The sequence below is a fragment of the Stutzerimonas xanthomarina DSM 18231 genome, assembly GCF_900129835.1.
In the GTDB taxonomy this organism is placed as follows: domain Bacteria; phylum Pseudomonadota; class Gammaproteobacteria; order Pseudomonadales; family Pseudomonadaceae; genus Stutzerimonas; species Stutzerimonas xanthomarina.
In genome coordinates this window covers 343154-363618 of record NZ_FQXA01000003.1, presented here as the reverse complement: position 1 = coordinate 363618, position 20465 = coordinate 343154, and the positions used below count along the sequence as shown (strand labels likewise).

The following is a 20465-nucleotide window of genomic DNA, read 5'->3' as shown; positions in this document are numbered from 1 at the left end:
GGCCCGGCTACGCCTAGGCTTAGGGCTCTTCCCTCAGGAGCGGTCCCATGTTCGAGCAGTTCCAGCGTAACGAGTGCGAGGTCAACGGCGTTCGGATCAACTATCGCAAGGGCGGCTCCGGTCCGCCTCTGCTCTTGCTGCACGGATACCCGCAGACGCACGTAATCTGGCACAAGGTGGCCGATCAGCTGGCTCAGCGCTTTACAGTCGTGGCGGCCGACCTGCGCGGTTACGGCGATAGCAGCAAGCCCGACGGCGGCGAGGACCACGTCGCCTATAGCAAGCGCGAAATGGCGCGGGATCAGGTCGAACTGATGCGCTCGCTGGGCTTCGAGCACTTCGACATTCTTGCCCACGACCGCGGGGCGCGGGTCAGTCATCGGCTGGCCATGGATCACCCGCAGGCCGTGCGGCGGCTTATCCTCCTGGATATCGCGCCGACCCTGGCGATGTACAGCCAGACCGACGAAACCTTTGCTCGCGCCTATTGGCACTGGTTCTTCCTGATTCGTCCGGCGCCGCTGCCGGAAACGCTGCTCAAGGCTGACCCCGAACTTATCCTGCGCACCGCCGTGGCCACCCGCGCCGACCATGTGCATCCGTTCAGCGAGGTCGCGTTCGCCGAGTACCTGCGATGCATGAAACTGCCCGGCACCATTCATGCGTTTTGCGAGGACTATCGGGCCAGCGCCGGCATTGATCTCGACCATGACCGCCAAGACCGTGCCGCCAAGCGAATGATCGACGCGCCGTTGCTGGTGCTGTGGGGTGCCAAGGGCGTGATCGAGCGTTGTTTCGATCCGCTTGAGGAATGGCGCGCGGTTGCGTCAGACGTTCAGGGCAAGGCCCTGCCAGCGGGGCACTACCTGCCGGAAGAGGTGCCCGAGCTGCTATTGGAAGAAGTGCTGGCGTTTCTCGCCTGAGGTCGGCCATCGCGAGTCGGATATATCGATCATAGCGATAGGTTCGTACAGAAAAATCCAACCATGCACCCGGCGATTCAATAGAAGATCACCTCATTCCGTCACTCGGCGCGCCTGTCGCCGAGTCGGCCACCGTTTAGAGGTCTCTCAAATGATCGACATTCGTCCACGCGCCGAGCTCGGCAGCGCCCAGCATGGTTGGTTGGATACCCGTCATCACTTTTCCTTCGCCGAATACCACGACCCGGCCCGCATGCACTGGGGGCACTTGCGGGTCTGGAATGACGACAGCATCGCACCGCATTCCGGCTTCCCGAGCCATCCGCATCGCGACATGGAAATCATCACCTACGTGCGCAAAGGCGCGATCACCCATGAGGACAGCCTCGGCAACCGCGGCCGGACCGTGGCGGGCGACGTCCAGGTGATGAGCGCCGGCACCGGCATCACCCACAGCGAATACAACCTGGAAGACGAGACCACCGAGATTTTCCAGATATGGATCTACCCGGATCAGTCCGGCTCGCCGCCTGCCTGGGGCACCCGGCCTTTCCCGGCCGGTGAGCGCGCCGGCAGCTTCGTCACTTTGGCCAGCGGGATGGCAGAGGACGGCGATGCCTTGTCCATTCGAGCCGACGCCCGCCTGGTTGCGGCGACACTTTCGGCCGGTCAGGTTGCCGAATACCAGATTGGCCCGGACCGGAAGGTCTATATGGTGCCTGCCAGCGGACGTATCGAGGTCGGGGAGCGAATTGCGGCGGCGGGTGACGGGGTCGCTGTGCAAGATGAGAAGCGGCTGAGCATCAAGGCGTTGGAAGACAGTGAAATCGTGCTGATCGACGTTCGCTGAACGTATCGACTTCCACTACTCAAACCGGAACACAACCCAGGAAGAGGAAACTGAAAATGGCGAAGATTCTCGTGCTGTATCACTCAATGTATGGCCACATCGAAACCATGGCCAATGCCGTGGCTGAAGGTGCGCGTCGTGTCGAAGGCGCTGAAGTGACCATCAAGCGCGTGCCGGAAACCATGCCGCAAGAGGCTTTCAAGAATGCCGGCGGCAAGGTCGACCAGCAGGCGCCAGTTGCCAATCCGGCAGAGCTGGCCGATTACGACGCGATCATCTTTGGTACGCCGACTCGCTTCGGCAACATGTCCGGGCAAATGCGTACCTTCCTCGATCAGACCGGTGGGCTCTGGGCCAAGGGCGCGCTGCACGGCAAGGTTGCCAGCGTATTTACTTCGACCGGCACCGGCGGCGGTCAGGAGATGACCATTACTTCGACCTGGACCACTCTGGCGCACCACGGAATGATTATCGTGCCGACCGGCTACGGTATCGGCGAGTTCTTCGATATCTCCGAAATGAACGGTGGAACGCCTTACGGCGCTTCGACCATCGCTGGCGGCGATGGCTCGCGTCAGCCTTCGAACAAGGAACTGACCATTGCCCGTTACCAGGGTGAACTGGTGGCCCAGACCACGGTGAAGCTGAAAGGCTGATCGACTGCAGAGGTGCCGAGGCGGCTTGGCTCGCCCGGCACCGCGGCCACCCGCACAATCAGTCGCTTCGCAGCAACCCGTACATCAGCTCGTCCACATAGCCGGTGTCGCTGGCACGTTTGTAAGCCGCCCGCTGAGTGCCTTCGTGAACGAAGCCCAAGTGTTCATAAAACGCGATGGCGCGGTGATTATCCGCCTCAACCGTCAGCTCGATGCGGGTAATGCCTGCTCGCCACAGCCGCGCAAGGGCATCCTGCATCATTCCCATGGCGATACCTCGGCCTTGAGCTTCCGGCGCCACGGCCAAGGTTCCAAGGTAGGCGACATGGGCAGTACGACCGACGTGCCGCTGCGCCTTGTAGAAGCCCGTTACTTCGCCATCGACTTCGTATACGTAGAAACAGCCACTCTCGAACAACGGGTCGAACACTTTGCCGAACGCCATGCGCGGCATCGGATCGAAGCCGAGGAAGGGCACCACTGATTCGTGCATGTAGATGTCGTAGACGCGATCGTAATCGGCTGGGACGACCAGTCGGCGCATATCCATCCTCCTAGGGCAGCGGCGCGAACAGTGCCTCGATATCACTCGGCTCCAGTTGCCAGCCGCCTTGATCACCGGCATCCAGCACGCCTGCGGCCAGTTCGGCTTTGCGTTGCTGCAGTTGCTGGATCTTTTCTTCGACGGTAGCGCGAGCGATCAGCTTGTAGACGAATACCGGCTTGCTCTGGCCGATGCGGTGCGCGCGGTCGGTGGCCTGGTTCTCCGCGGCCGGGTTCCACCAGGGGTCGTAATGGATCACGGTGTCGGCAGCCGTCAGGTTCAGGCCGGTGCCGCCAGCCTTGAGGCTGATCAGAAACAGCGGGACTTCCCCATTCTGGAACCGCTTGACGGGAGTGCGCCGATCCTTGGTTTCGCCGGTGATCTGTACATAGTCGATGGTGCGGCTCTGCAGCTCTTCTTCAATCAGCGAGAGCATCGAGGTGAACTGTGAAAACAGCAGGATTCGTCGGCCTTCGGCGAGTAGCTCGGTCAGCATCTCCATCAGGCTGTCGAGTTTGCCAGAGGTGCCGCCCCGGACTGGCCGGGTGACGTCTCCCTTGACCAGGCGGAGATCGCAGCACACCTGACGCAGCTTGAGCAGTGCATCGAGGATGACGATCTGACTACGCGCCAGGCCTTTGCGGTCGATCTCCTCGCGGACTTTGCTGTCCATCGCCAGTCGCACGGTTTCGTACAGGTCGCGCTGAGCCGGGCTGAGCTCGACCCAGTGCAAGATCTCGTTTTTGGGCGGTAACTCCTGCGCGACCTGTTCTTTGCGTCGCCTGAGCAGGAAAGGTTTTATCCGCTTGGTGAGGTGCTCGAGCCGGTCGGCGTCGCCGTGTTTCTCGATAGGCGTGCGGTAATCCCGGGTGAATTGCTTGGTATCGCCGAGCCAACCGGGCATGAGGAAATGAAACAGCGACCAGAGCTCGCCCAGATGATTTTCCAACGGCGTGCCGGTGAGGCAGAGGCGCTGGCGGGCGTCCAGACGTCCGGCAGCTTGCGCCGCCTTGCTGCTGGCGTTCTTGATGTTCTGGGCCTCGTCGAGCAGCAGCACATGCAGCGGGACATCAGCGAGCAGGTCGATGTCTCTGGGCAGCAGCGCGTAGGTGGTGAGCAGCAGATCGTAGTCGGTCAGGTGCTGGTAGAGCTGTCGACGCGTCGTCCCGTGCAGGGTCGCCACTTTCAGCGATGGCGCGAAGCGGGCCGCTTCATCCTGCCAATTGGGGATGAGGGTAGTGGGCATCACCACAAGAGAGGGTCGGTCCAGCTTGCCCGCTTGCTTCTCCAGTAACAGGTGAGCGAGGGTCTGCAAGGTTTTACCCAGGCCCATATCGTCGCCCAGAATGCCGCCGACCTCGAGGGCCCGTAGCGTTTGCATCCAGCGCAGGCCGTCCAGCTGATAGGGGCGCAGTGTTGCATTCAGGTCCCGCGGTGGGCTGATGTCTTGTTTGCGGTAATCGCGCAGTCGGTGGGCGAAATCCCGTAAATGCTCGCCGCCATGCCATTGCAGTGGGAGCGAATCGAGCCCAGCCAGCCGGGCCGCATCGGTTCGCTCAAGTCGCAGGTGTTCGCCGTTTGGCTGTTCCAGCAGATAAAGCTCGGAAAGCGTCGCAAGGATGGGCTTCAAGCGACCAAATGGCAGCAATACCTGTAACGGCTGCTCATCATCGTCACGGCGCCGGTCAAGTTGTACGCGCAGGGTCTCGTCGTCGCTGCGTTGCGCCAGCGCCTGAGCGGAAAGCAGAGCGGGGTTGCGTTTGATCAGGCTGAGCAGGACCGGCAACAGGCTGATCCGCTCGCCCTCGACGATGATGCCGAGTTCCAGGTCGAACCAGCTGTGCTCGGGCGGCTCTTCGACGTCGACGTACCAGGCATCAATCGCCGTCAGATCGTAGGCGAAGCCGGGCTGCATGACGATCTGCCAGCCTTGCTCGCGCAGCGGGGCCAGTTGGGTTTGGGTGAAATTGAGCCAGGCTGCCTCGCTCGGCAGCTCGAACATCTCGGCCGAATCCTTCGGCAACGCCTGACTCTGGCGCAGCGCTGGGCGAAAACCCAGTTGTTGCAACTGCTGACGCAGCGCCTGTTCCGCGTCCGGCCGGCGGGCGATGCTCAACACGCGAGCGCCTTCGGTCTGACGTACGCGTTGGCCGGGCTTGGCTTTGCCGTGGACCTGGGTGTGGCCGTAGAGGAAAGTCAGCCCGGCACGATGCTGGTGCTCGCTCACCATGCGTCCGCTGCTGAGCTGGTAGTTGACAGACTGATGGCTGCCGAGGCTCAGGTGGGGCAGTGGAAGCAGGTCATCGACCTGATGTTCTTCAGGCTTGGCGGGGGCCGGCAGCTGCGGGGCGATTTCATGCAGCGTCAAGCTGAACAGGGCGGCCTGGGCGGATGGAACCGAGGGTGCGTCGAGGAGGTGCCGAGCCAGTGGCATAGGCAGACCGTGATCGACCATGCCCATTTCGTTCCGGGCCCTGTCGATGTAATACAGCGGGTCCACAGCCGTAAGCAGTTCGCCACGGGGCTCGGCCATGTCCAGTCCAGGCTGGAAACCCCCGTCGGTTAGCTCGTTCCAGTTGAAGCGTGCCTGCCGGGGCCGGCCGGGCTGCAGTGCGGGCTGATCCCAGCTGAGAAAGGCGCGACCGCTCTCGAGAATCAAACGCAGGATTTCGCCGCCGTTCTCGCCGTTGGGCTTGAAACCATTGCCTGATGTGCGGCCCAGCGTTACCAGTGCGGCAATGCGCAAATCCAGCGGCTGCATGAAGGTCGGCTTGCGAAAGCTGGCTTCACGCAATCCATAGTAGGGCTGCCGCTCGCCCCAGGTGCCGTCTTTGTGTTGACGCACCTTGTAGACCTCCACGGAGAAGTCAGGGCATAGCAGATAGTGCAGACACCAGCCTTGGCCGGTTTGCAGGTTGTCACCTAGCGCCTGCGGGAGCTGCGATAGCCATTGTTCCAGCCGGTCAGGGAAGCGCTCACCGGACTGCTCGCTCTGCTTGGCGGGCAAGCGCTCGGCTTGCGCTTCGAGGGACGCTATCAGGGCTACGCAATGCTTGCAGTTGAGGCCAACCGGGCAGCTGCAGATGCAGCTGAGCCGGCCGTCGCGGGATAACTCCAGTGACTGACGATAGACGCTGCCAGCTGAACCGCGGCAGGTCGCCTCGACATACCGTAAATCCTCACGGACGATCCTGATGCGGTTCTCCGCTGCGTACTGCTGGCCCCTGGCGATTGCGTTTTCGGAAAACGGTAATCGCCAGGCAGCGGGCAGGTTGGGGAGAAAGTCACCCTGCATCGGTGGATCGGGTGGTGAGTACAGGCGTCTTCGGCATCGTTACGGCTTTTCCGCGGACAAACGTTCGAGCAATGCCTCAAGCGTGTTGAAGCGCTCTTCGGCACGCTCCATCGGCACCTGAAACTTGAACATCGTGGCGCCTTCGAACTTGTAGCGGTTGGGCTGGCTCTGGATCAGTTTGATCAGCACCATCGGGTCGACGCTTGTATCCGCAGCGAACTCGATACGTCCTCCTTGAGGCCCGGCGTCGATCTTGGTGATGCCGAGGCTGGCGGCCTGCAGCTTAAGCAGGGTCAGTCTGACCAAATGCTTGGCAGGTTCAGGCAGCAGACCGAAGCGGTCGATCATCTCCACCTGTAGTTCGCGCAAACCATTCTCGTCGGCGGCGTTGGCGATACGCTTGTAGAGAATCAGGCGAGCGTGCACATCCGGTAGATAGTCTTCTGGGATCAGCGCCGGTACGCGCAGATTGATTTCTGGTCCGCCACCCAGCGGCTGATCGAGGTTCGGTTGCTCACCCTTCTGTATGGATTTGACTGCGCGTTCGAGCATTTCCATATAAAGCGTGAATCCGACCGCCTGAATCTGCCCGCTCTGGCCGTCGCCAAGCAGCTCGCCGGCGCCGCGAATTTCCAGGTCGTGGGTGGCCAGGACGAAGCCCGCTCCCAGGTCCTGTGCGTTGGCGATGGCTTCGAGACGCTTCTCGGCGTCGGGGGTCATGGCCTTGCGCGGCGGGGTCAGCAGATAGGCGTAGGCCTGGTGGTGGCTGCGTCCGACTCGACCGCGCAGCTGGTGCAGCTGAGCGAGGCCGAACTTGTCGGCACGTTCGATGATGATGGTGTTGGCGCTGGGCACGTCGATACCGGTCTCGATGATGGTCGAGGCGATCAGGACGTTGAAACGCTTGTGATAGAAGTCGCCCATCACCTGTTCGAGTTCGCGTTCGCGCATCTGGCCGTGGCCGACGCCGATGCGCGCTTCGGGCACCAGCTCGGCAAGATCAGCCGCACACTTTTCGATGGTCTTGACGTCGTTGTGCAGGTAATAGACCTGACCGCCGCGCAATAGCTCACGCAGCAACGCCTCCTTGATGACCGAGTTTTGTTGCTCCATGACGAAGGTGCGCACCGACAGCCGTCGTGCTGGCGGTGTGGCGATGATGGACAGGTCGCGCATACCGGCGACCGCCATGTTCAGGGTGCGCGGAATCGGTGTGGCGGTGAGGGTGAGAATGTCCACCTCGCTGCGCAGCGCTTTGAGCTGTTCCTTCTGACGCACCCCGAAGCGGTGCTCTTCGTCGATGATGACCAGTCCCAGGTTGGTGAACTTGACGTCGTCCTGCAGCAGTTTGTGCGTGCCGATGAGGATGTCGACCTTGCCTTCGGCCAGTTCCTGCACCGCGCTTTGGATTTCCTTGGTGGACTTGAAACGGCTCATCACTTCGACACGTACCGGCCAATCGGCGAAACGGTCGCGGAAGCTGTTGTAGTGCTGCTGGGCAAGCAAGGTTGTCGGAACCAGTACCGCCACTTGGCGACCGCTGTGAACGGCGATGAACGCCGCGCGCATGGCCACTTCGGTCTTGCCGAAACCGACGTCGCCGCAGATCAGCCGGTCCATCGGCTTGGGTGCGAGCATGTCGTTGCGTACCGCTTCGATCGCGGCTTGCTGGTCGGGCGTTTCTTCGAACGGGAAACCGGCGCTGAAGGTTTCGTAATCGAGTTGTGGGTCTTCGAAGGCGTAGCCTTCCCGTGCGGCGCGGCGGGCGTAGATGTCGAGCAACTCGGCGGCGACATCGCGGACCTGCTCAGCGGCCTTGCGTTTGGCCTTCTGCCAGGTTTCCGAACCCAGCCGGTGCAACGGCGCCAGTGCGTCGTCGCTGCCGGTGTAGCGCGCAATCAGATGCAGGCTGGATACCGGCACGTAGAGCTTGGCTTCCTCGGCGTACTGCAGCATGAGGAATTCAGCGGCCTGGCCTTCGATTTCCAGGGTGACCAGCCCTTGATAGCGACCGACACCATGGTCGATGTGTACCACCGGTGAGCCCTCACGCAGTTCGGTGAGGTTCTTGATGACGTTCTCGCCAGCATCGCGGCCTTTCTCGCGTCGCCGGCGCTGCATGATCCGCTGCCCGAACAGCGGGCTTTCAGCAATCAATGCCAGGGCAGGTTCTTGCAGCAGTAATCCGTCATCCAGCGGGGCGATGGCAATGGCCAGACGCTCGTTGCTTTCGACGAACTGTGACCAGCCAGCGACTTCCTGGGGACGCAACTTTAGCCGCGCCAGCAGTTCCAGCAGCACTTCGCGACGCCCTGCAGATTCGGCGGTGAACAGCACGCGGCCCGGAAATTCCTCGAGGAAGCGGCGCAGCGCACCCAACGGCTCGCTGGCCTTGGCGTCAATGGCCAGTTCGGGGAATCGGCTGGCCGGGAAACGCTCGCGGCCAATGCCGGTTTCCACATCGTCCTGGCTCGCAACAACGCGCGGCCAGGACTTTAGGTGGGCGAAGCAATCTTCTACCGGCATGAACAATTCGACGGGGGGAAGCAGCGGCCGCTCGGGATCGACTCGGCGTTCCTCGTACCGGTTGCGCACGTCTTTCCAGAAGTGCTCGGCCGCTTGCTCAATCCCCGGCAACGAGAACACTTGAGTGTCCTCCGGCAGATAGTCGAATAACGTCGAGGTCTCATCGAAAAAAAGCGGCAGGTAGTACTCGATCCCGGCCGGTGTGATGCCGGTGGACAGATCCTGGTAGACCGGGCAGCGCCGGAAGTCCACATCGAAACGCTCACGGAACCGCGCACGGAAGCCGGTGACCGATTCTTTCTTCAGCGGAAACTCGCGCGCCGGCAACAGGCGAATCGACTCGACCTTATCAATCGAGCGCTGGTTTTCAGGATCGAAAGTGCGCAGTGTTTCGATCTCGTCATCGAACAGATCGATGCGGTAGGGCAGGGGGCTGCCCATCGGGAACAGGTCGATCAGCGCGCCACGAACGGCGAATTCGCCATGTTCGTAGACCGTATCGACGCAGCGGTAGCCAGCCGCTTCGAGGCGCGCCCGCATTTGCTCGACATCGAGCTTCTGGCCGACATCCAGCACCAGACTGGAACCGAGCAAAAACCGCTTCGGGGCCAGTTTGTGTAGCGCTGTGGTAATGGGAACTACCAGAACGCCGTGCGTCAGCTCTGGCAGTTGATAGAGCGCTGCGATCCGCTGGGAGATGATGTCCTGGTGCGGGGAAAACACGTCGTACGGCAGCGTTTCCCAGTCCGGGAAATGCAGAACCGGAAGCTCGGGCGCGAAGAACGCAAGCTCTTCCTGCAGTCGCTCGGCGCTTTGGCTGTCGGCGGTAAGAAGGAGAGTGAATCGATCTGCGTTGCTGGCTGCTTCGGCAATGGCCAGGCTCAGCGCGGCACCAGGAAGGTTGCCCCAGGTTTGCTTGCCGCTGGCGGCAGGCATGGGCGGAAGGCGCAATACGGACACGAGTGGGCGTGGCTCCGGTCGATAAAAATGGACCGCCCGGATTGTAACTATCCGCGCGGGACGCTGTCAGTGTTTCGGCTGCACAGATTGCCGGCGCTAGGGTGCGGCGGCATAATGTAGCCCTTTTTCTCAGCCCCTACATGTTGGAAGGAACTGCCCGTGACTCAGAAGCCCGACCAGTGTCTTGGTGAATGGATTGATCGAGAAGCCCTCGCCGAAGCGATGATTCCGCTGATTGGTCAGCTGTATCGTAACAACAACGTGGTGACTTCCATCTACGGCCGTGGGTTGATCAACCGTTCGGTCATCGCTCTGCTCAAGGCGCATCGTTTCGCTCGTCACCGTCAGGCTGACGAAGCCGAGCTGTCCGTCAACGAAACCCATCAGATCCTCACGACCATGAGCCAGATGGACCTTGGCGCCGCTTCGGTGGATCTGGGTAAAGTCGTGGCGAAGTTCAAGGCCGAGGGCAACGGCCGCAGCCTTGATCAGTTCGTGCGTGACGAACTCGCTGAAGTTGCTGGCAAGCGCAACACCACCGGCGTCCATAAGGGCACCGACGTCGTGCTCTATGGCTTCGGCCGGATTGGTCGCTTGCTCGCCCGCATTTTGATCGAGAAGACGGGCGGCGGTGATGGTCTGCGCCTGCGGGCGATCGTCGTGCGCAAGGGTGCTGAAAACGACCTGGTCAAGCGCGCCAGCCTGCTGCGACGCGACTCGGTTCATGGTCCGTTTGAAGGCACTATTCATATCGATGCAGAAAACAACACCATCACCGCCAACGGCAACCTGATTCAGGTGATCTACTCAAACGACCCGTCTTCTGTGGATTACACCCAGTACGGTATCGAGAACGCCTTGCTGGTCGACAACACCGGTAAGTGGCGTGACGCCGAAGGCCTCAGCCAGCACCTGAAGTGCCCGGGTGTTGCGCGCGTGGTGCTGACAGCGCCAGGCAAAGGTGAGCTGAAGAATATTGTCCATGGCATCAACCATGGCGAGATCACCGATGACGACAAGATCGTTTCGGCTGCTTCATGTACCACCAACGCCATCGTGCCGGTGCTCAAGGCGGTGAACGACCAGTACGGCATCGTCAACGGTCACGTCGAGACGGTGCACTCTTACACTAACGACCAGAACCTGATCGACAACTTCCATAAAGGCAGTCGTCGTGGTCGCAGTGCCGCATTGAACATGGTCATCACCGAAACCGGTGCTGCGACAGCTGCCGCGAAGGCATTGCCGGTGCTCAAGGGCAAGCTGACCGGCAACGCCATCCGCGTTCCGACGCCTAACGTTTCGATGGCCATCCTCAACCTGAACCTGGAAAAGGCCACGAACCGCGAAGAGATCAACGAGTACCTGCGCCAGATGGCCATGCATTCGGATCTGCAGAAGCAGATCGACTACGTCAATTCGCAGGAGGTTGTTTCGAGCGATTTCGTCGGTTCCCGTCACGCCGGCGTGGTGGATGCCGAGGCAACGATCTGCAGCGACAACCGTGTCGTACTGTATGTCTGGTATGACAACGAGTTTGGATACAGCTGCCAGGTGGTGCGCGTGATGGAAGACATGGCTGGGGTTAATCCGCCTGCCTTCCCGCGCTAAACACGTAGGTTTAGCCGCAAATAACGGGAGCTTCGGCTCCCGTTTTCGTTTTTTGGTTCCCCATAAGGCGCTGCGCTCGACAGCCTGTACTCGAACCGTCAATAGTCGGTTACGGATGACCGCTTGTCTTGAGTCAAAAAATTGGAAGACCTTGGGTGGTCAGTCGCGGGTCGTGGCCTCTATAATCGGGCGGATTTCTACCTGGGCCCGTGGCATAGCGTCGCGCCGGTATACGTTTCGGTGTGCGTCGTGCAATTCGACTTTCAGCTAAATCGCTGGGCCCGTAAAAAAGTCTTTTAAAATCAGTGGTTAGGCGAGCCGATGATCAATATAAAACGTGGGCTAGATTTGCCCATTGCAGGTGCGCCGGCGCAGCGTATCGAGGCCGGAAGGCCCGTGCGAAGCGTCGCCGTAGTAGGGTTTGATTACCCTGGCATGAAACCGACCATGGAAGTTCAGGTCGGTGATCGCGTGAAATTGGGGCAGGTACTGTTTTCCGACAAGAAGACACCTGGCGTCCATTTCACCGCGCCTGGGGCTGGTGTGGTCGCTGCGATTCATCGTGGCGAGAAGCGCGTCCTGCAATCGGTCGTCATCGATTTGGAAGGTGCCGAAGAGGTCACTTTCAATCAGTACGGCTCAGCCGAGCTGGAAGGCTTGGGTGACGAGAAGGTTCGTGAGAACCTGCAGCAGGCCGGTCTTTGGGCTGCGTTGCGCACTCGCCCGTATAGCAAGGTTCCGGCTGTCGATGCTGTGCCTAGCTCAATTTTCGTTACTGCCATCGACACTCATCCGTTGGCTGCCGATCCGGCAGTGATCATCGCCGAGCGAGCTGCTGATTTCGAAGCAGGTCTAAAGGTTCTCGGCAATCTGGGTAAGCTGTTTCTGTGCAAAGCCGAAGGCGCTTCGCTGCCCGGCGAGCAGATTGCAAAGGTTCAGACTGAGAGCTTCGCTGGTCCGCATCCTGCCGGTCTGGCCGGTACGCATATTCATTTCCTGGATCCGGTTAGCGCTTCCAAAAGCGTGTGGGCAATTGGTTATCAGGACGTCATCGCGATCGGTGCGCTGTTTCTGACTGGCAAGCTGTCGGTGGAGCGCGTGGTTTCGTTGGCCGGCCCGGTCGTCGAGGCACCGCGTCTGGTGCGCACCCGGCTGGGTGCCAATCTCGATGAATTGACCGCTGGCGAGCTGCAGCCTGGCGCAAACCGTGTCGTCTCTGGATCTGTCCTGGGCGGTCGTACTGCGCATGGCGCTTTCGCCTTTCTCGGTCGTTACCACCAGCAGGTCTCTTGCCTGCGTGAAGGTAAGGAACGGGAGATGTTGCACTACCTGCGCGCCGGTAGTGACAAGCACTCGATCCTCAACATCTATATCTCCAAGCTGATGGGTGGCAAGAAGTTCGCCTTTTCCACGTCCACCAACGGTAGTCCTCGAGCCATGGTTCCAGTCGGTAACTACGAAGAGGTCATGCCACTCGACGTGCTGCCGACTCAATTGCTGCGCTCCTTGATCATTGGAGACACCGAGGTTGCGCAGAAATTGGGCTGCCTCGAGCTGGATGAAGAAGACTTGGCGTTGTGCACTTACGTCTGTGCTGGCAAGTACGAGTACGGCCCGATCCTGCGAGACAATCTGACCCGTATCGAGAAGGAGGGTTAAAGAATGGGCATTCGCGAATTCCTCGACAAGATCGAGCACAACTTCGAAAAGGGCGGCAAGTACGAGAAGTGGTACGCGCTCTACGAAGCGGCGGACACATTCCTCTACCGTCCGGGCAGCGTCACCAAGACCACCGCCCACGTGCGTGATGGTATTGACCTGAAGCGGATGATGATCACCGTCTGGCTCTGCACCTTTCCTGCGATGTTCTTCGGTATGTGGAACACCGGCTACCAGGCCAACCTGATCTATGCACAAAGCCCGGATCTGCTTGCAGCTCAGGACGGCTGGCAGTTTGCAATGATCAGCGCGTTGGCGGGTTTTGACCCATCCAGTGCGTGGGATAACTTCATCCAGGGCGCGGCGTACTTCGTCCCGGTTTATGCGGTCACCTTTATCGTTGGTGGCTTCTGGGAAGTGCTCTTCGCTTCGATCCGCAAGCATGAGGTCAACGAAGGCTTCTTCGTTACCTCTGTTCTGTTCGCGCTCACGCTGCCGCCCAGCATTCCGCTGTGGCAGGTCGCGCTCGGCATCAGCTTCGGTATCGTGATCGGCAAGGAAATCTTCGGCGGCACCGGTAAGAATTTCCTCAACCCCGCGCTGACCGGCCGTGCGTTTCTGTTTTTCGCCTACCCGGCGCAAATGTCCGGCGACGCTGTTTGGACCGCGGTCGACGGCTATGCCAGTGCTACTGCGCTGAGCCTGGGTTTCGCCGGTGGTATAGAAAACGTCGTAGAGAGCGGCATTACCTGGATGGACGCGTTTGTCGGCACCATTCATGGTTCGCTTGGTGAAACCAGTACGCTGGCCATCTTTATCGGCGGCGCGGTACTGCTGGCGACCAAGATCGCATCGATACGTATCGTTGCCGGCACCATGATCGGCATGATTGCATTGAGCTCGCTGTTCAATCTGATCGGTTCGGACAGCAATCCCATGTTCGCCATGCCGTGGTACTGGCACATGGTGGTGGGTGGCTTTGCCTTCGGCTTGATCTATATGGCCACCGACCCGGTTTCGGCATCCATGACCAACACCGGCAAGTGGGTCTTCGGCATCTTCATCGGGGTGATGGTGGTGCTGATCCGTGTAGTCAACCCGGCCTTCCCGGAAGGCATGATGCTGGCGATTCTGTTTGCCAACCTTTGTGCACCGTTGATTGACCACTTTGTCATTCAGGCCAATATCAAGCGGAGGCTGGCGCGTAATGTCTAGTCAAAAAGAATCCACTGTCCGTACGTTGATAGTGGCCCTGCTGGTTTGTCTGGTGTGCTCGGTGTTCGTCGCCGGGGCGGCTGTCGCGCTGCGTCCGACACAGCTGGAGAACCGTCAGCTCGATAAGCAGCGCAGCATTCTGGCGATTGCCGGGCTTGGTGAGGCCGGTATGTCCGGCGCTGAGGTGAAGGCGCTGTATAAAGAACGCATCGTAGCCAAGCTGGTCAATCTCGAGACTGGCAAGTTCAGCGACGAGTTCGATCCAAACACCTTCGATCCACTGGTTGCTGCAAAGGACCCGCAGCTGTCCGATGCACTGCCGTCAGAACAGGACATCGCTTCGATCAAGCGCCGTGAGAAGTACAGCGTCGTGTATATCGTCGAAACCGAAGGTGAGCTCGATACTTTGGTGCTTCCAGTGCGTGGCTACGGTCTCTGGTCGACGCTCTATGGTTTCCTTGCCCTTCAGGAAGATCTGAATACCGTGGCGGGTCTCGGCTTCTACCAGCACGGTGAAACACCAGGCCTGGGTGGCGAAGTCGACAATCCAAAATGGCGCAGCCTCTGGAACGGAAAGAAGCTGTACAAAGAGGATGGTGAGCTGGCGATCCAGGTCGTCAAAGGCGGAGTCGATCCGCAGAGCCCGAAAGCCGACCATCAGGTCGATGCGCTTGCCGGCGCGACGCTGACCAGTAATGGAGTCAACAACCTGCTGCATTTCTGGCTGGGTGAGAACGGCTTCGGTCCTTTTATCGCTAACCTGCGCGCTGGGGAGGCTTGAGTATGTCGCAACCTACTATTAAGGAAGTCCTGTTCAATCCGGTCTTCAACAACAACCCCATCGGCCTGCAGATCCTCGGGATCTGCTCGGCGCTGGCGGTTACCTCCAACCTGAAAACAGCGCTGGTGATGTCCGTCGCGCTGACCTTGGTGGTGGCGTTCTCCAATCTGTTCATCTCAATGATCCGTAGCCAGATTCCAGGCTCTATCCGCATGATTGTGCAGATGGTGATCATTGCGTCGTTGGTGATCGTGGTTGACCAAGTCCTTAAGGCCTACGCCTTCTCGCTGTCCAAACAGCTGTCGGTGTTCGTCGGACTGATCATCACCAACTGCATCGTGATGGGCCGTGCCGAGGCGTTTGCCATGCAGAACCCGCCGGTGCTCTCGTTCTTCGACGGTATCGGAAACGGTCTCGGTTACAGCGCCATGCTGATCGTGCTGGGTATCGTCCGCGAACTGTTCGGCGCGGGTAAGTTGATGGGCTATACGATTCTCCCAGTGGTCAATGACGGCGGCTGGTACCAGCCCAACGGCTTGTTGCTGTTGCCTCCGTCGGCGTTTTTCCTGATCGGCATGATCATCTGGGGCATTCGCACTTGGAAGCGTGAGCAGGTCGAGAAGCCGGCCTTCAAGATGGCACCACAAGTCTCGAACAAGGAGGCTTACTAATGGAGCATTACATCAGCCTGTTCGTCCGCGCCGTGTTCATCGAAAACATGGCACTGGCGTTCTTCCTCGGCATGTGTACCTTCATCGCTATTTCGAAGAAGGTGGAAACGGCCATCGGTCTTGGCATCGCGGTCATCGTGGTGCAAGCCATTACCGTACCGGCCAACAACCTGATCTACGCCTACCTGCTTAAGGCCGGTGCGTTGTCCTGGGCTGGTCTGCCTGAGGTCGATCTGAGCTTCCTCGGTCTGCTCAGCTACATCGGCGTGATCGCGGCCATCGTGCAGATCCTCGAGATGCTGCTCGATAAGTACGTACCCAGCCTCTATAACGCCCTTGGTGTGTTCCTGCCGCTGATTACCGTGAACTGCGCCATCATGGGTGGCACGCTGTTCATGGTCGAACGTGACTACAACCTCGGCGAAAGCGTGGTGTATGGCGTGGGCTCGGGCTTGTCCTGGGCGCTGGCCATTGCGCTGCTGGCTGGTATTCGCGAGAAGCTTAAATACAGCGATGTGCCAGACGGTCTTCAAGGTCTGGGAATCACTTTCATCACCATCGGACTGATGTCGCTGGGCTTCATGTCTTTCTCTGGCGTACAGCTGTAAGGACGGGATGAACTGATGAGTTACGAAATTTTCCTCGCCATCGGCATGTTCACCGCCATCGTGCTTGCATTGGTTGTGATGATCCTCGCGGCGCGCGCCAAGCTGGTATCCAGTGGCGACGTGAGCATCGAGATCAACGGCGAACGCACCATTACGGTTCCGGCTGGCGGCAAGCTCCTGCAGACGTTGGCGGCCAATAACATCTTCCTTTCCTCTGCCTGCGGCGGTGGCGGCACCTGCGCTCAGTGCAAGTGCATCGTCGAGAGCGGTGGTGGTGAGATGCTGCCGACTGAGGAGTCTCATTTTACTCGCCGCGAAGCGGGCGAAGGCTGGCGCTTGTCCTGTCAGACGCCCGTCAAAGCGAACATGCAGATCGAAGTGCCGGAAGAAGTGTTCGGCGTAAAGAAATGGGAATGCACCGTACTGTCCAACCCCAACGTGGCGACCTTTATCAAGGAACTGACGTTGAAGTTGCCTGAGGGTGAGAACGTCGATTTCCGTGCTGGCGGTTATGTGCAGTTGGAATGCCCGCCGCATGAGGTCCGTTACAAAGACTTCGATATTCAGGAGGAGTATCGCGGCGACTGGGACAAGTTCAATCAGTGGAAGTACGTGTCAAAGGTCGAGGAGTCCGTGATTCGTGCCTACTCGATGGCGAACTACCCGGAAGAAGTTGGGCTGGTGAAATTCAATATCCGTATTGCTTCGCCGCCACCCGGTAAAGACGATTTGCCACCTGGCCAGATGTCGTCTTGGGTGTTCAGTTTGAAACCCGGCGACAAGGTGACCGTGTATGGGCCGTTCGGCGAGTTCTTCGCCAAGGACACCGATGCGGAAATGGTCTTCATCGGCGGCGGTGCGGGTATGGCGCCGATGCGCTCCCATATCTTTGATCAACTCAAGCGTTTGAAGTCCAAGCGCAAGATGAGCTTCTGGTACGGCGCTCGCTCTATGCGCGAGGCCTTCTATGTCGAAGAATATGATCAGCTGCAGGCCGAGAACGATAACTTCCAGTGGCATCTGGCTTTGTCCGATCCGCAACCGGAAGACAATTGGGAAGGTCCGACCGGGTTCATTCATAACGTGCTGTACGAGAACTACCTGAAGAGTCATCCGGCGCCTGAAGATTGCGAGTTCTACATGTGCGGACCGCCAATGATGAACGCGTCGGTGATCAAGATGCTGACCGACCTGGGCGTTGAACCGGAGAATATCCTGCTCGACGACTTCGGCGGCTAGCATGCCTAAAGCGTTACTACGGCCCGTCTTCGTTGTCGCCTTGGCGGCAGCCCTGACGGGCTGTCTGTTTCAGGAGAATGTGGATAGCTTCGGCGGGCCGACCATGGGCAGCACCTATTCGGTGAAGTACGTGGCCGGGGACGCCGCGGTTTCCAAAGAGCAGCTGCAAAACGAGACGGATGCGATTCTGGCCGAGATCGACAGCCAGATGTCTACGTACCGTGCTGACTCGGATATCGAGACTTTCAACGCGCTTCCTGCTGGCACCTGCATGGCGATGCCCGAGGGGGTTCTGGAGCTCTTCCGGGCCGGCCAGCAGCTATCGGAGGAAAGCGAGGGCGCTTTCGATCTGACGGTCGAGCCGTTGCTCAATCTCTGGGGCTTTGGCCCAAAGGGTTCCGGTGAGCGCATCCCCTCTGCAGATGAGATTGCTCAGGCGCGTAAAAATATGGGGCATCGGCATCTTCGTATCGAAGGCGCGCAGCTCTGCAAAGATGCTGCCGTACAGATTGATTTCAACAGTATCGCTGCAGGCTATGCAGTGGACCGCGTAACCGCAAATCTCGAGGCTTCCGGTGTCCGCCGTTACCTTGTGGAGATCACCGGCGAGCTCAAGGCCCTCGGTCGTAAACCCGACGGGGTACCCTGGCGTATTGCAATCGAGGCGCCGCATGACAATGAGCGAGTAGCGCAGCGAATTGTCGAGCTTGACGGCCTTGGGGTGTCCACGTCAGGTGACTATCGCAACTATTTCGAGCGAGACGGCAAGCGCTATTCGCATACGCTTGATCCACTGACTGGTGCGCCGATCAATCATCACCTGGCGGCCGTGACGGTTGTCGATCCCTCGACATTGCGGGCAGATGGGTTGTCTACTGTGTTAATGGTGCTTGGGCCTGAGCGCGGCCTGGCATATGCGGCGGAGCGAAACATTGCAGCGTTCTTCGTGATTCGTGAAGGGCAGGAATTTATTAGCAAAAGCACCGGGGCTTTTGATGAGCTGTTCGGTGCGGGAGTAGACGAATGACTTGGTTAATCGTTTTTCTGGCCATGGTGTTAGTGGTATTCGGCATGTCCATTGGCGTGATCATGGGTCGCAAACCGATTGCAGGCTCTTGCGGGGGCATCGCCAATCTTGGCATCGAGAAGGAATGCTCGATCTGCGGCGGGAGCCGTGAGAAGTGTGAAGAAGTGAATGAGCAGGCGGGTCGCGGTGAAAAAGCAGATCTCGCGTATGACGCGACCAGACGCTGACAGCTGACGTGTTCGAAAGCCCGGAGTAGTCAGAGTCCCGGGTGCTGGTCTTTGCATGCAGTGTCGACGCGACCCGAGTGACGGCGCAACGACCCAGGCGGCTGTGCGCCGATGAGCAGCGTCCGCCATCTGCTTTTACCGAATTCGTTAACAGCGGCAGGGCTGCCTGCTGCGTGGTCTGGGGTGAATATGGCTGTCTACAATTACGATGTGGTGGTGTTGGGCTCAGGCCCTGCCGGCGAAGGCGCGGCGATGAATGCCGTCAAGGCTGGCCGTAAGGTTGCCGTGGTTGACAGCAGGCCGCACGTGGGCGGCAACTCGACACACTTGGGTACCATCCCGTCAAAAGCGCTGCGCCACTCGGTGCGGCAGATCATGCAGTACAACACCAACCCACTGTTCCGCCAGATTGGCGAGCCCCGTTGGTTCTCTTTTCCAGACGTTCTGAAAAGCGCTGAGAGCGTGATCGCCAAGCAGGTTACATCTCGCACTGGCTACTACGCTCGTAACCGCATCGATATCTTCTTCGGCACTGCCAGTTTTGCCGATGAGCAGACAGTCGAAGTCGTCAGTGCGAACGGGATGGTCGAAACGCTGGTAGCGAACCAGTTCATCATTGCGACCGGCTCGCGCCCCTACCGCCCGGCTGATGTCGACTTCTCGCATCCTCGTGTCTATGACAGCGACACCATTCTGACCTTGAGCCACACACCGCGGCGTTTGATCATTTATGGGGCTGGCGTGATCGGCTCCGAGTACGCATCGATCTTCAGCGGCCTTGGTGTGCTGGTCGACCTGATCGACAATCGCGACCAGTTGCTCAGCTTCCTTGATGACGAAATTTCCGACGCGCTCAGCTATCACCTGCGCAACAACAACGTGCTCATCCGTCATAACGAGGAGTACGAGCGTGTCGAGGGCGTGGACAATGGCGTAATACTGCACCTCAAATCTGGCAAGAAGATCAAGGCGGATGCCTTCCTCTGGTGTAACGGTCGCACCGGTAATACCGACAAGCTTTCATTGGAAAACATCGGCCTCAAGGTCAATAGCCGCGGTCAGATCAAAGTTGACGAGCATTACCGCACGGAGGTCGGCAATATCTACGCCGCGGGTGATGTAATTGGCTGGCCATCCTTGGCGAGCGCTGCTTACGATCAGGGGCGGTCGGCGGCGGGCAGCATCGTGGAGAACGACAGCTGGCGTTTCGTCGACGACGTGCCGACCGGTATCTACACCATTCCGGAGATCAGTTCGATCGGCAAGAACGAGCGTGAACTGACCGAAGCCAAGGTGCCGTACGAAGTGGGCAAGGCTTTCTTCAAAGGCATGGCGCGGGCGCAGATATCAGCCGAGCCGGTCGGCATGCTGAAAATCCTGTTTCATCGCGAGACGCTGGCGGTACTTGGTGTGCACTGCTTCGGCTATCAGGCCTCGGAAATCGTCCACATTGGCCAGGCGATCATGAACCAGCCGGGCGAGGCGAATACGTTGAAGTATTTCATCAATACCACCTTCAACTACCCGACCATGGCAGAGGCTTACCGCGTTGCGGCCTTTGACGGGCTAAACCGGCTTTTTTGAGCGGCTCTGACCGGTGGCCTGAGCCGGTTGGGGAAGATACCCGAGACTGGCGCTGGCCGAATCGGGAAAGCTTTTAAGGGCAGCAATTC

General features: G+C 59.4%; 16 protein-coding genes. 13 read left to right on the top strand and 3 right to left on the bottom strand.

Annotated elements, in window-relative coordinates; translation table 11 throughout:
* The first annotated feature begins 47 nt into the window (after positions 1-47).
* The 3 genes from BUE09_RS09690 (at position 48) to wrbA (ending at position 2429) form a co-directional block, all read left to right on the top strand.
* Positions 48-923 (top strand): alpha/beta fold hydrolase, encoded by an 876-nt coding sequence (locus tag BUE09_RS09690; protein WP_073300790.1) that lies wholly within the window; start codon positions 48-50, stop codon positions 921-923.
* A 151-nt stretch (positions 924-1074) separates the two neighbouring features.
* A complete protein-coding gene (locus BUE09_RS09685) occupies positions 1075-1773 on the top strand; it encodes a pirin family protein (protein ID WP_073300789.1) in 699 nt (232 codons plus the stop codon).
* Positions 1774-1829: 56 nt separating this feature from the next.
* Positions 1830-2429, top strand: coding sequence for an NAD(P)H:quinone oxidoreductase (gene wrbA / locus BUE09_RS09680; RefSeq protein WP_073300788.1), 600 nt, complete (start codon positions 1830-1832; stop codon positions 2427-2429).
* Between the two features lie 58 nt (positions 2430-2487).
* On the opposite strand, the gene BUE09_RS09675 is transcribed toward wrbA, so the two are convergent.
* The 3 genes from BUE09_RS09675 to mfd are packed head-to-tail and all read right to left on the bottom strand — an operon-like array spanning position 2488 to position 9754.
* The gene (locus BUE09_RS09675; protein WP_073300787.1) at positions 2488-2973 is read right to left on the bottom strand and encodes a GNAT family N-acetyltransferase; all 486 of its coding nucleotides are present in this window, start codon (positions 2971-2973) and stop codon (positions 2488-2490) included.
* Between the two features lie 10 nt (positions 2974-2983).
* Positions 2984-6268, bottom strand: a complete 3285-nt coding sequence (locus BUE09_RS09670; protein WP_231975576.1) for a DEAD/DEAH box helicase — start codon at positions 6266-6268, stop codon at positions 2984-2986.
* Between the two features lie 39 nt (positions 6269-6307).
* Positions 6308-9754: a transcription-repair coupling factor gene (mfd, locus tag BUE09_RS09665; RefSeq protein ID WP_073300786.1), complete on the bottom strand. Its 3447-nt coding sequence runs from the start codon at positions 9752-9754 to the stop codon at positions 6308-6310.
* A gap of 159 nt (positions 9755-9913) precedes the next feature.
* Between mfd and BUE09_RS09660 the strand changes: the two genes are divergently transcribed.
* The 10 genes from BUE09_RS09660 (at position 9914) to sthA (ending at position 20376) form a co-directional block, all read left to right on the top strand.
* A complete protein-coding gene (locus BUE09_RS09660; RefSeq protein WP_073300785.1) occupies positions 9914-11365 on the top strand; it encodes a glyceraldehyde-3-phosphate dehydrogenase in 1452 nt (483 codons plus the stop codon).
* Between the two features lie 321 nt (positions 11366-11686).
* Positions 11687-13024: a Na(+)-translocating NADH-quinone reductase subunit A gene (locus BUE09_RS09655; protein WP_073300784.1), complete on the top strand. Its 1338-nt coding sequence runs from the start codon at positions 11687-11689 to the stop codon at positions 13022-13024.
* Positions 13025-13027: 3 nt separating this feature from the next.
* The gene (locus tag BUE09_RS09650; RefSeq protein ID WP_073300783.1) at positions 13028-14239 is read left to right on the top strand and encodes an NADH:ubiquinone reductase (Na(+)-transporting) subunit B; all 1212 of its coding nucleotides are present in this window, start codon (positions 13028-13030) and stop codon (positions 14237-14239) included.
* Positions 14232-15020: a Na(+)-translocating NADH-quinone reductase subunit C gene (locus BUE09_RS09645; protein WP_073300782.1), complete on the top strand. Its 789-nt coding sequence runs from the start codon at positions 14232-14234 to the stop codon at positions 15018-15020. Before BUE09_RS09650 ends, BUE09_RS09645 begins: the two co-directional genes overlap by 8 nt.
* Positions 15017-15691, top strand: coding sequence for an NADH:ubiquinone reductase (Na(+)-transporting) subunit D (locus BUE09_RS09640; RefSeq protein ID WP_172830720.1), 675 nt, complete (start codon positions 15017-15019; stop codon positions 15689-15691). Before BUE09_RS09645 ends, BUE09_RS09640 begins: the two co-directional genes overlap by 4 nt.
* On the top strand, positions 15691-16299 hold the full coding sequence (gene nqrE, locus BUE09_RS09635) for an NADH:ubiquinone reductase (Na(+)-transporting) subunit E (protein WP_073300781.1): 609 nt from the start codon (positions 15691-15693) through the stop codon (positions 16297-16299). Before BUE09_RS09640 ends, nqrE begins: the two co-directional genes overlap by 1 nt.
* Before the next feature lie 12 nt (positions 16300-16311).
* The gene (nqrF, locus tag BUE09_RS09630; protein ID WP_172830741.1) at positions 16312-17538 is read left to right on the top strand and encodes an NADH:ubiquinone reductase (Na(+)-transporting) subunit F; all 1227 of its coding nucleotides are present in this window, start codon (positions 16312-16314) and stop codon (positions 17536-17538) included.
* A 1-nt stretch (position 17539) separates the two neighbouring features.
* Positions 17540-18565 carry an FAD:protein FMN transferase gene (locus BUE09_RS09625; RefSeq protein WP_073300779.1) on the top strand — a complete coding sequence of 342 codons (1026 nt, stop codon included), beginning with the start codon at positions 17540-17542 and terminating at the stop codon, positions 18563-18565.
* Positions 18562-18792 (top strand): (Na+)-NQR maturation NqrM, encoded by a 231-nt coding sequence (gene nqrM / locus BUE09_RS09620; RefSeq protein WP_073300778.1) that lies wholly within the window; start codon positions 18562-18564, stop codon positions 18790-18792. The genes BUE09_RS09625 and nqrM overlap by 4 nt, the downstream gene beginning before the upstream one ends.
* Positions 18793-18981: 189 nt before the next feature.
* Positions 18982-20376 (top strand): Si-specific NAD(P)(+) transhydrogenase, encoded by a 1395-nt coding sequence (gene sthA / locus BUE09_RS09615; RefSeq protein WP_073300777.1) that lies wholly within the window; start codon positions 18982-18984, stop codon positions 20374-20376.
* Positions 20377-20465 lie beyond the last annotated feature (89 nt).